Below are 10,855 nucleotides of genomic sequence, written 5' to 3'. Positions count from 1 at the left end.
CAATCTTTTTCCATAAATACGTCTTGAACTATATAATTATTCTCTACCTTGTCTACTTTTCTTCTCTACCTTGTCTACTTTCCTTCCTTGTCCTCCTTGTCTTGTCCCCACCCTCAAGTAAAAAACCTACACCTGTCAGGGAGAGGGGCTGGGGGTGAGGGGTTGAGCTTAAGTTGACACCAATGACCGACGTGCGCCCTTTATTCAATAACGCCTTTGAACCCAAAGTTTTCAATACGTTCAGTCGATTCAAAAATAGTTCCTACCTGAATATCGGTGGGTTAAGGCGGATTGTTCATTAAAAGATGAGTACCTTAATTAAACTCCCGCCTAACCCACCCTACGACATTTAAAATAAGACTCTTTCTTTGATAGAATCTTTGGGTACCTAAAGTTGAGTATTTTCAGCGTCCATGTTTACCCAAACCATGATTAATCGAATCGCTACCCCATTCGCTATCAGTGGATTCATCTTATCCATTCTTACCAATACCGCCACCGCCGCCACGACGCTAGACAATAATGATAGCGTTAGGGGGTTTATCCAAACCAACTCTTCCAGCTTCCGCTATCGCAACGACTTGATCCCCAACGCCCCGATGGAAACCGCTGCTGGTGAAGAATACCGATTTAATGCCCAACAAGGAGATACCGTTCGCATCAATGTTAAGCCCGAAGACAGCAGTAGTCTCTCACCCATTTTAGTTCTGAGTTCTTCACAAACAGGAAACCAAGTCCTCTACAATGACAAAACCAATCTTTTGGTTTATCAAGTACCCATGAGTGGCGAATATAAACTTCTGGTATTAGGTCGAAATAACACCCGAGGCAGATATACGGTGTCCATTTCAGGAATTACACCTGGACTTATTGCCGACAATCCCTCAAATCAAACTCCAGATGAACGGAAACAATTATTACAAAATGATTTTGGATTGAGAGTCTTGGAAAACTGTCCATCGGCGACGGGTTCGTTAGTGGTTGTGTCGTTTCCGGAATCGGATCAAACCTATACCTATTGCGCCAATCCTAACCGTTTCCTCCAAGCTGGACAGTATACCTACGACGCAAGTACGGAAACCTTAAAGCCGGGACGCCCGGGAACTCAAACCGCCTCAAATCAAACGACCGATCCCCGCCAAGAAAAATTGGAAGACGAGTATGGATTAAATGTACTAAATACCTGTCCTCCAGCAACCAATTCTTTAGTCGTTATCTCCTATCCCGAAGATGGACAAACCTATCGCTATTGTGCCGATCCTAACCGGGTTTTTCCGGCAGGTAACTATACTTACAATGCCAGTACTCAGAGTTTAAACCCTGTTAAAAAACCAGAAGCTTGTACCGTACAAGTCGGGGGTATTTGTATTGTTCGGTAACGGATAGCAAAAACTGTTCTTGTTTCTAGTGCAAGAAGGCAGAAATAACGCCAGCAGCTAATATCTTCCCCAGCTTCCAGACGTAGCATGCTACGTCTCTACATGCTTCCTCAGCTTCCCCGGCTTCCAGACGTAGCATGCTACGTCTCTACATGACTCTCCCAGATTCCCTATTCCCGGTTTCCTAAGATTTCATCAGAATCGCCAATGGGTTGAACTGAACCTGCGATCGGTTCTTTTTTGAGTTCCTCCAAATCTATGGCTCTTAATAAATAACGCCAAGCCAGAGGAAATTCATAGATTTGGACTAAATCGACTGAGATATCGTACCAAAGACGATTATCTCGATAAAATTCTATCCGATCCATCACCCAAGCCGTTGCTATCTTAGTTTCTAAACGCTGAGGATCAAGCCGTTCAATCACGCCTTGATGCCAAATGATTTTAGATGAATCTGTCGGATCATTAGTTGCACAATAAAGGGTGAATTGCCAACTATACTGTTTATTAACGTCTAGGGGATTGGCTGTCGTTGGTAGGCTAATCCTGACAAATCCTGGTGTTTCCGGAAGCTGGAAATTAACCTGATAGGTTCGATTTCCTTGCTGTAAATCTTCTAGAAAGAAAGCTCCTCGATTAATCATGTTACTCTGATAGGGAATATAAAACCAAAATGTGGGATATTCTTTTAAGGTAAAGCCGGAAAACTTGACGCCGGAGTCGGTAATGGGTAATAACGGTGTAAACGGTTGTTCAGTCTGTTCACAAGGTCCACGAGTTCCGGCAGGTTTGCGATCATCATTCGGTCTATCCCGAACGGGTGGATCTTGTTTAATATTTGCTATTTTTTGAATAGGATGTGCTTGAACCAGTGGTCGATGAATTGTCAATTCAAGAACTGTTATCGCCAAGATTAAAGCAAGTTTGCGTGCAATCATAGGTTTAAGGGGTTTAATCGGATCGCGGCGTTTTAAATGCCTGGTAAGCCACCAGACTTCCACTTGTCGCGAATACAGCTAGCGTTGCTGGAACCATGGGTAATATATTGCCAGTTTGAATGAAAATAAACCAGCTAATACCATTAATCATTATCATAGAGACTCCCACTGCTAATACCAGGCGTAATAGAGAATCCCGATAGTACCATGCGATCGCACCTCCAATAACTGACCCAATCCAAACACAGACGAGCTCCCCCCATAGAGGCAAAAACGCCAGCAAGGGGCGTTCTCCCACAGCCGCATTAATAATCTGACTAACCATCTGACTATGCAGGAATAGCCCCCGCATTTCATGATTACCCGGTGTTCGGAATTCATCTTTAATTGTCGGATCGGTAATGCCAATTAAAATTATTTTATCCTGCAAAAAATCCGGATTCACGCGATTGGCAAAAATATCACTCAGCGTTACTCGTTCTACCATGGTTTTTGGCAATTCTGGGGAACGATAATTAAGTAAGACTTGAAACCCTTCTAATCCGATACCACGCTGGTAAAATCCGGGGTTGGCATTTAAATTTGTTAACGTCACTGAACCCAATTTCCACCGATCTTCGGAAATAAATTCAGGTGAGATTCCCTCGGCTTGCAGATAGTGTAGGGCTAATTGAAAACTCAGGGAATAGAAGGTGGAACAAGAGGATACGGCTGGCGGTTTCATGGCGATGAGATGACGCCGAACAATCCCATCTGGATCAACAACAATATCAGCAAATCCTAAGCGTTCCTTGGGGACTTCAGGGGGCGCAGCAACGCCTTCGGGGATTTGGGGAGAGGGGATAACACAGATGGGAATCACGCGATCGCTCTTTTGCAGATATTTTACCAATTCATCCCGCCCTTCCCCCTCGGGGCGATCGCGAAAGATATCTAAGCCGATGGCGCGGGGTTGATAGGTTTGGAGTTTTTGCAATAGTTTCAACAAGGTGCGATCGTGTAGCGGATATTCACCCCCTAAATTGTTGATATCTTTAGCCGTTACCTCAACCATCAATAACCGAGGATCAAGGGATGGCGGGGGACGCATTTCCAAGAGTTGGTCAAAGGCTTGCTGTTCAGTCGATTGTAACCAACCTAGCGATCGCACTCCCATGACTAAACTGGTAACCATGACACTCGCACCCAGTACCAATTGCCAACCTCGCCGTTTCCGCTGAACGGGTTTGGCGGTAGTGTCGTTAATCCAGTCGTTCCAGGTTGGCGGAACTTGGGTAGGATTCTGGACAATTACGGGTAACCAACTCGCACAAGGGAATTGACTCTCTAATCCCTGCAATCTTTCTCTGGCGTCTCTGACAGCTAAATAGAAGGGTTGACCTTGAGCAAAGGCAGTGAGAAAATACTTCAAGAACTCTTGCGCCACGCGATCGGGAACTAATTCCCGCATGACAATCATTTGTGGAATCTGGATATCATCTAGTTGTCGGGCTAAACCTAAGCCATCGCATGAGTTGAAAATAGCCAGTTTTAATCCTCGTTCTACGGCTTTTCTTAGCGCATACCAGAGTTCATTAATCGTTAAACTATCGGTTTGATTAATATAAATCCGCCCGGTTTCCCCTTCGGTTTCACTATGTCCGGCAAAAAAAATGATGTCCCAATGGTTTTCCCAAAGTTGGTCATTAATCTCTCGGCGGCTTTTTTCGACTAAAAATTTAATATCTGTATGGGGTAAACTTTCAAGTAATTTGCGATCGCTTTCAATATCAATTCCCTGGCTATGACCAAGAATGGCTAAAATTTTTACTTTAGACGTGCGGTGATTTGAGGTGAATTGGGGAGGACGTTCAAACTGAGGATCAGTTAACGCCAGTTCCGCTTTCGGATAATGGTCAAAAAAATCCCACAAATGCCAAGGAAGTTTTTGTAAGTGCGGATCACTGGTGGATACTAGGAAGCGAATCGTATCCTGAGGACTAAGGGCTTCCCGTAACCGTCGATCCAGGGGGCGAAACCCTTCCCCATCTAACCAGGTTCGCAAGCGATCGCCTAATTCATTGGCGGAGTCTTGACAGTCTCTCAGGCGCTGGCTTACTGAACCATCATAGATAATTTTTTTCGGTTTAATTCGATAGGGGGCGCTAATGCACCGATACTTATGCTGCCAATGAGACTGGATGCGATCGGCAAATTCAGGCGCTGCATTTAATACCCCTTTGAGTTCAATATCTGGGGGGGATTCATCCCAACCAATGGCTAATGTGACCCGAAATCCATGGCTTTGAAAATCACCATCAAGTTTCAAAATTACTAATTTTTTGTGGGTGGTGTCATTTGTCATTTTTCAGGGAACAGGGAATAGGGAACAGGTACTAACGATGAATATAGCTATTTTGTAAAACTTAAAACTGGGGCGGGTTTAGTGTCAGGTTTAGTGTCATCAGGGTTAGGTAAGAAATGATAGTAGTCGAAGGGTCTATTCAAATGATAAAGGTTTCCGTCATGCTGATATCAGCTAACGATACCCTAACTTTGAAGCATTCTCCGGGTTCTCCACTAAACTGTAATTGAATTTGCTTTGTGCTTCTGGCTTCAGCTTGCATTACGCTTTCTCCCCTGTCATCCAGAATCATCAGTCGCAAATTTTTAGGCAGATAGGTTTGACCGTTAGTTGGATAGATTTCAACCGAAATATCCAGTTCTGATCCGGAGTTTGGTATCAAATTTATGACTAATATGACTTGTTCATCATCATATCGTCGTCCTAATGTCAGCCGCTTCCCGCGTGTGATTTTTAGATCGGATGGTTCGGATAAGTGGGTGGCTATTTGCGTATACGTTCTAAAATTAAAAGCGAGTTCTGTTGGCGAAGAGTCGAATAATGTTTCGACAGTCTGCCAACCGGCATCAAAAATATTTTGTAGCCATTGACTAAGTTGTATCGGTTGTTGAGATGGGTTAAGATGGTCTAATAAATGTTCCAGTGATATAAGTTGACTTAGGGGGACTTCCTCGGTTTTAACGCTGGGTAAAAATCCCAGTAACTTGGCTTCAGTTAAGGCTTGATTGAATTCAACTGCTACATAACCAATCCGGTCAGACCAAACTTCTGCGGGGATATGACAGCTAGCGGCGTTGGGTAAGACGGGACGGCATTCCAATTTGCCAAGATCTTTAATCAATAAGTCGGCTGTATTAGTCAGGGTTTGCATGATTGGATTCCAACTATCACTCGCCTGCCAGTTTGTCGGAATTTCTAGGCATTGTAGAGAGGTCTTGACCGCATAAACGGCTAACGTATTTAGGTAAACTTGTTTTGCCTTTTGGGGGCAATGCTTTTGGTGAAACTGTTGAGCGATTTGATGGGCTTCTAACGTCAGGGGTACGGTCAGCATTAAGGGTTCATTCGTGGTGTGGAACATTGTATTCTGTGCCTCAGTGATTATGATGATAAGTATTCTCTTAACTTGGGGCTAAATTTAGTTAAACAACGCTGGTAGAAACTGCTTAAGGTTGAAATATTAATTCCTAGTTCTTCAGAAATTTCTTTCCAGGAATAACCGGATAAAAGTTTCAAAGCTAAAAATTGGAAGTTGGCGGCAGGTTGATTTGACGTATAGGTTTGATTAAAGAGTCCTTCGGGGTCAGTTTCTAGATAGTGAATGATTTCTTGCGATAGGGAAGGTGTCAACTGGGGATTTATTTCGGCTGAATTGTTTTTCTCTAAGTCATCCAAGGTTAAACGTTTGACTCGTTTGGCATCGATTCCTTTATGCACGGTTGGCATAATGGAACGACTAGCTTCCATGAAGAATCGCTGCTTGAGTAGAAAGTTTACCCATTGTAAAACTTCAAAATTGGGGTTATAGTCATCAATCCTTTCGCAAATATAACAAAATAAACGTTGCTTGGCTTCATCATAAATATCCTCATAAAATCCGTGGAATTGTCCGGGATAGGGACGAGTCAGTTTACAGGACTGCTGAATAGCACCTAATAGCTTGGCTAAAGCTTGCTGTCGTTGTTTACTGCGGGGAGGATGCTGCTGTGCGTCCTGTGCCAGTTGCTTTAACTGTTGGTCTATGGCATTCATAGATAACGATAGGGTTCGTACATCAGTTACCTGAGATTGCGTTGATACACCGATTTCACTCTGTTCATAGAGGTCTCACGAACTCAGGGGCGATTTTATGCAAGGTGGAACAAATCTTTACAAAAGTTTAACAAAAGCGGAAGGGAGAGTAGCGGCTAAGGAGCTGAGGGAGCTGGGGAAGCTGGGGGAAATTGTGTAGGGGCGGGTTTCACTACTATCTTTTCGGTTGCACCCATAAGTAACTCGCACCATCTCAAGGGTAGCGAGTATGACCAATGACCAATGACCAATGACCAATGACCAATGACCAATCGCTTATGTAAAGATTTGTAACAAAAATCCGACTTTTGCATAAAATGCACCGGCTGAACTTGAGAACCTAATGAAAGGTAAGATGGGGGCTAGAATCATGTTGATTCGTGAGATTGTTCAACAGGCACTAACGACACGCTATCTCACCAGCGAAGCCGAAGACCAACTGCGACGCTTACTCAGAAGTAAATACGACTCACAAGACCTCCGGGCATTCATGCAGTTACAAAATGCTGTAATGGAGGGTCAGGTGCAACAAGAGTCCCGCCCTTTTTTCGATAACTTCTTGATTTTCAGGGATGATAATACGGTAATTGTTGATTTGGCAGGAGTTTCAAAATCCAGGTAAATTGACCATTAATATACCCTTAAATGGCTATAGTTCCAGTTCCATTATTTCGGATTTATTGAATAGTTCTCGTAATTTTATTACCCTCACGGATGTAGAAGTGTATAGTGAGAATCAGCCGTGTTTTAACCCATTTAGTGTCAATAGATTAATTTATGAAACCGCTGATCATGCCGAATACTAGCCAAATCAGAGTCATTTTCGGCTAACTCTCGGTATTGATCAGGATTTAGATTGAGGGTTTTTTGCAGATTTTCGATAGCTAGGTCAACATTACCCTGCAAAGCATAACAGCAAGCTTTGTTATAAAAAGCATTAGCATTGTCGGGTTGAAACTCTATCGTTTTGTCGAAACTAGCCAAGGCTTCTGGGTAGTCTCCCAATTGTAAAAGCGCATACCCTCGATTATACCAAGCCTCATATTTGTCGGGCTTAATTTTCAGGGCTTCGTTGTAACTCGCTACGGCATCTTGAAAGTATCTTAAGTTCACAAGGGCATTGCCCCGATAATACCAAGAACTGGGTTGTTGATACTTAAGTTTCAGCGCTTCATTATAACTCGCCACGGCTTCTGGAAAACGGTCAAGGCGATACAGCGCCCCTCCTCGGTTATTCCAAGCTTCGTAAGCATCGGGTTTAATTTTTAGGGCTTCGTCATAGCTAGCGATGGCTTCTTGGAACTGTTGTAAGTGTACCCAAGCATGTCCTTGATTGTACCAAGCTTCGTATTTATCCGGCTTAATTTTTAGGGCTTCTTTATAGCTAGCGATGGCTTCGATAAAGCGTTGTAAGCTAAACAGAACATTTCCTTGGTTGTACCAACCTTGATGCAGGTCTTGTTTAAGATTTAGAGCCTGATCATAGCTAACCTTTGCCGCTTCATATTGTTTTAAATTCACCAGCGCATTGCCCCGATTATACCAGGCGGGATAAAAGTCGGGTTGTAATGTTACAGCCTTGTCATAGCTGGCGATCGCCTCTTGATGACGTCCCGCCTTATCCAGGGCGATTCCCCGGTTATACCACAGTTGATATAAGTCGGGTTCACGTTCTAAAACTTGGTCAACTGTCGCGATCGCTTCTTCAAACTGTCCAGACTGGATCAGTACAATACCCAAGTTATACCACGCTTCATGGGTGGTGACTTCCAAAGGACGGTTGTAGCTAACGTTTGCGGCTTGAGGGTTTTCTAGAAGGAGAGTACTCATCGATGTTTTTTGGCTATGAGAGGCTTTTAACCTGGGTTCACAGGTGGCTGCGTTGAGGGGGAACGTTCTCACGATTCTCGATCTCGATTGAGTGCAATACATAAAGGAGTCGGGAAAGAATCAGGGTTTAGGGTTTAGGGTTAGCAATCAGAAGCGCGATCGTTCATGGCTTAGGGTTGTCTCCTCACTTGTTTAATCAACGCCTTTACTTGCCTATTCTTCCCCAACTCCCCCAAATCCGGATCAGTTTTGGAATCTGGATCGTTTTCCTTGAGCTTTTAATTGCTTCAGTACTTGTTTAACTCGCTTGTCTTCCCACTTGCACCCACGAACAGGATTACTTCTCGTGTGAGACAGTATCTTAATCAAGACATCAATGTCTACTTCATAATATTCATTATTGTCCTGATATCGAGCCAGAAGCTTATTTAGCTTTTCTGTGTCTTCCCTGACATCTGACGCTTTATAAAGCGGTGCGGCTGGAAAAATATGAGAGCCAGGGGCGAAGGCATCAATTTCGGCTGGATTCAAAACGTTAGAACGAGTAGGCTTTAGTTTGCGACCCACCCAAACGGGTTTAATCTTAATATTCTTGGGATCATCTCCAATTGCCTGACGTATTCCCTCATCAGCTTCATGAATTGCTCGGAAGTCTTTTAGAATATGCTCAGGCAAGAAAAGACGAGTCACATTTTTAAGTTCTTGGCGATAACCATACATCCGTGCGTGCTGATAATACTGAAAATTCAGGATACTGACTCTGTAATTTATCTAGGGCTGACGTTTCCTGACGGCTAAACGTGAAAGACCATGCCGACTTCGGTTTTTTGGAAACCTTGAACAGAATAGCGGACTTACTCTTTTTATTTTCTACTAAATATATCGATGGATGTATAAAAGAGGAATGAGTAATTGTGAGCGGCTGCCCAGAATTCAGTAACCGCAAAAAGGCAGCGCCATAAAGGAATTCTTGATCGCTAATCATTGATTGTTCAGATGAGTGATCATTCTGACGTGCTTATCACTTCCCCTTCCCACCTCCAATCATCTTCTGAAACCGCTTATTTTTCCGCAACCGTTCCAAATCCGGGTCAGTTTTCGCCACGGGCAGATATTTCTGTGGATTCACCTTAATCGCCTGTTCAATATAATTCACCGCTAACGTCACCTTACCCTGGGCGGCATAACAATACCCCTTGTTATAAATCGCGTTAACATGATCAGGATTCACTTCTAAAGCCTTGTCAAAACTTGCCATCGCCTCCCGATAGCGTCCCATCTTGACTAAAGCATAGCCGCGATTGTCCCACGCTTCATAATTTTCAGGCATACAGTCTAACGCCCGATCATAACTGGCGACAGCTTCTCGATAGCGTCCCAATCGCCGCATGATCAGTCCCCGATTATTCCAGCAATGGGTTTCGTTGGGGTCGAATTCTAAGGCTTTTTCGTAACAGAGTAATGCCTCTTTTTCACGACCCAGTTTGGAAATGACGATTCCTTTATTAACCCAACTCCCGATATGATCCGGTTTAAGTTCTAGGGCTTTGTTAAAAGACGCGATCGCATCGTCTCGTTTCTGGAGTTGCATCAACAAACAGCCTTGGTTGTACCAGATTTCTGGGTGATTAGGACTAATTTGCAAGGCTTTGTCGAAACTATTGAGGGCGGCTTTGTAGCGTCCGAGATTGGTTAAGACGTTACCGCGATTACTCCAGGCTTTATCGTAATTGGGATTACAGGCGATCGCTTGATCGAAACTGGCGAGGGCTTCTTTGTTGCGTCCCAGAATCATTAGGGAAGTTCCGCGAGAGTTCCACGCTTCGGGATGGGTGGGTTCTCGTTCGATCACTTGATCAAAACTCGCGATCGCGGCTTCATGCTTTCCCCAATCTGACAAAACTATGCCTCGATTCAGCCATATACTCGCATCCTGGGGATTTAACACCCCCGCTTGGTCAAAACTCGCGATCGCCTCTTCATATCGCTGTAGATGTCCCTGGGCGAGTCCCAGCCCCGTCCAAGCCTCCCCATTTTCAGGGGTAAGCTTTACCGCATCCTGGAAAAGGGCGACGGCGGCGTCAAAATCTCCCCCCTGCAAACAGCGCATTCCTTGTTGAATGATGAATTTAACCGCTTTGGGATCAGTCATAGAAGTAACCTGGGTGATAAGCTGTTCGGCATTTAAACCTTAATGTCAGTTCTTAGGGAAACGAGCTAAGCTAACCATTTCGCGGTATCGCGTAGGTTCTTAGTCGCCCCGACGCAAGCCTCAATGGTCACAGTCGATCTCCCTCTATCTTTGCAAATCTTTACAATTTTGTATTATTTTATACCTATTCGTTAAGATAGATATACGTTTATAATAATTCTAAAAATCTGAGTCAGAGTAGTGGCAACGCCCCCAAAGGGGTTGAGTCTTCTACGCCCTAGAGCGCCGGTCAATTATTATGAGAAACCGGGTTTCTCGTGAAGATGACAACTTTCATATCAAGCTTTCACCCAAATAAACCTGGTTTCTTGACCGATGTCCTAGCCAATGCCGTTAGAAATTTAAAGGAATTGTTTATGGC

Annotated in this window: 11 protein-coding genes; 3 read left to right on the top strand and 8 right to left on the bottom strand. The window is 44.0% G+C overall.

The genetic code is table 11. The annotated features are described in order from the left end of the window. The first annotated feature begins 428 nt into the window (after positions 1-428). A complete protein-coding gene (locus RIG27_RS08130; RefSeq protein WP_446344075.1) occupies positions 429-1,379 on the top strand; it encodes a hypothetical protein in 951 nt (316 codons plus the stop codon). A gap of 170 nt (positions 1,380-1,549) precedes the next feature. On the opposite strand, the gene RIG27_RS08125 is transcribed toward RIG27_RS08130, so the two are convergent. From RIG27_RS08125 to RIG27_RS08105, 5 genes are all read right to left on the bottom strand, one after another. Beyond that, the gene (locus tag RIG27_RS08125; protein ID WP_446344073.1) at positions 1,550-2,317 is read right to left on the bottom strand and encodes a DUF928 domain-containing protein; all 768 of its coding nucleotides are present in this window, start codon (positions 2,315-2,317) and stop codon (positions 1,550-1,552) included. A gap of 13 nt (positions 2,318-2,330) precedes the next feature. Next, complete coding sequence (locus RIG27_RS08120; protein WP_446344071.1) at positions 2,331-4,661, bottom strand: CHASE2 domain-containing protein; 2,331 nt, start codon at positions 4,659-4,661, stop codon at positions 2,331-2,333. Between the two features lie 139 nt (positions 4,662-4,800). Then, entirely contained in the window at positions 4,801-5,715 is a 915-nt protein-coding gene (locus RIG27_RS08115; protein WP_446344069.1) for a DUF1822 family protein, read from the bottom strand. Positions 5,716-5,762: 47 nt separating this feature from the next. Further along, complete coding sequence (locus RIG27_RS08110) at positions 5,763-6,413, bottom strand: sigma-70 family RNA polymerase sigma factor (protein ID WP_446344067.1); 651 nt, start codon at positions 6,411-6,413, stop codon at positions 5,763-5,765. A 155-nt stretch (positions 6,414-6,568) separates the two neighbouring features. Then, complete coding sequence (locus RIG27_RS08105) at positions 6,569-6,766, bottom strand: hypothetical protein (protein ID WP_446344065.1); 198 nt, start codon at positions 6,764-6,766, stop codon at positions 6,569-6,571. A gap of 29 nt (positions 6,767-6,795) precedes the next feature. Between RIG27_RS08105 and RIG27_RS08100 the strand changes: the two genes are divergently transcribed. Both RIG27_RS08100 and RIG27_RS08095 read left to right on the top strand, forming a co-directional pair. Then, entirely contained in the window at positions 6,796-7,074 is a 279-nt protein-coding gene (locus RIG27_RS08100; protein ID WP_446344063.1) for a hypothetical protein, read from the top strand. Then, positions 7,040-7,258 carry a DUF6812 domain-containing protein gene (locus RIG27_RS08095; protein ID WP_446344061.1) on the top strand — a complete coding sequence of 73 codons (219 nt, stop codon included), beginning with the start codon at positions 7,040-7,042 and terminating at the stop codon, positions 7,256-7,258. The genes RIG27_RS08100 and RIG27_RS08095 overlap by 35 nt, the downstream gene beginning before the upstream one ends. Here RIG27_RS08095 and RIG27_RS08090 read toward each other — a convergent pair. The 3 genes from RIG27_RS08090 to RIG27_RS08080 form a co-directional block, all read right to left on the bottom strand. Next, positions 7,215-8,282 (bottom strand): tetratricopeptide repeat protein, encoded by a 1,068-nt coding sequence (locus RIG27_RS08090; RefSeq protein ID WP_446344059.1) that lies wholly within the window; start codon positions 8,280-8,282, stop codon positions 7,215-7,217. The genes RIG27_RS08095 and RIG27_RS08090 overlap by 44 nt on opposite strands. A gap of 243 nt (positions 8,283-8,525) precedes the next feature. Further along, the gene (locus tag RIG27_RS08085) at positions 8,526-9,002 is read right to left on the bottom strand and encodes a Z1 domain-containing protein (protein WP_446344057.1); all 477 of its coding nucleotides are present in this window, start codon (positions 9,000-9,002) and stop codon (positions 8,526-8,528) included. Between the two features lie 301 nt (positions 9,003-9,303). After that, a complete protein-coding gene (locus tag RIG27_RS08080) occupies positions 9,304-10,434 on the bottom strand; it encodes a tetratricopeptide repeat protein (protein ID WP_446344055.1) in 1,131 nt (376 codons plus the stop codon). Positions 10,435-10,855: the final 421 nt, after the last annotated feature.

Origin of the sequence: Coleofasciculus sp. F4-SAH-05 (assembly GCF_040222985.1) — a bacterium.
Classification (GTDB): domain Bacteria; phylum Cyanobacteriota; class Cyanobacteriia; order Cyanobacteriales; family Coleofasciculaceae; genus Coleofasciculus; species Coleofasciculus chthonoplastes.
The sequence above is the reverse complement of the archived record's forward strand: the minus strand, read 5'-3'. Positions and strand labels throughout refer to the sequence as shown.

Coding starts and splice junctions, on each gene's coding strand:
- RIG27_RS08080 (WP_446344055.1), bottom strand. CDS start 10,434: ATGACTGATCCCAAAGCGGTTAAATTCATCATTCAACAAGGAATGCGC.
- RIG27_RS08105 (WP_446344065.1), bottom strand. CDS start 6,766: ATGCAAAAGTCGGATTTTTGTTACAAATCTTTACATAAGCGATTGGTC.
- RIG27_RS08125 (WP_446344073.1), bottom strand. CDS start 2,317: ATGATTGCACGCAAACTTGCTTTAATCTTGGCGATAACAGTTCTTGAA.
- RIG27_RS08130 (WP_446344075.1), top strand. CDS start 429: ATGATTAATCGAATCGCTACCCCATTCGCTATCAGTGGATTCATCTTA.
- RIG27_RS08110 (WP_446344067.1), bottom strand. CDS start 6,413: ATGAATGCCATAGACCAACAGTTAAAGCAACTGGCACAGGACGCACAG.
- RIG27_RS08120 (WP_446344071.1), bottom strand. CDS start 4,661: ATGACAAATGACACCACCCACAAAAAATTAGTAATTTTGAAACTTGAT.
- RIG27_RS08100 (WP_446344063.1), top strand. CDS start 6,796: ATGAAAGGTAAGATGGGGGCTAGAATCATGTTGATTCGTGAGATTGTT.
- RIG27_RS08085 (WP_446344057.1), bottom strand. CDS start 9,002: ATGTATGGTTATCGCCAAGAACTTAAAAATGTGACTCGTCTTTTCTTG.
- RIG27_RS08115 (WP_446344069.1), bottom strand. CDS start 5,715: ATGCTGACCGTACCCCTGACGTTAGAAGCCCATCAAATCGCTCAACAG.
- RIG27_RS08090 (WP_446344059.1), bottom strand. CDS start 8,282: ATGAGTACTCTCCTTCTAGAAAACCCTCAAGCCGCAAACGTTAGCTAC.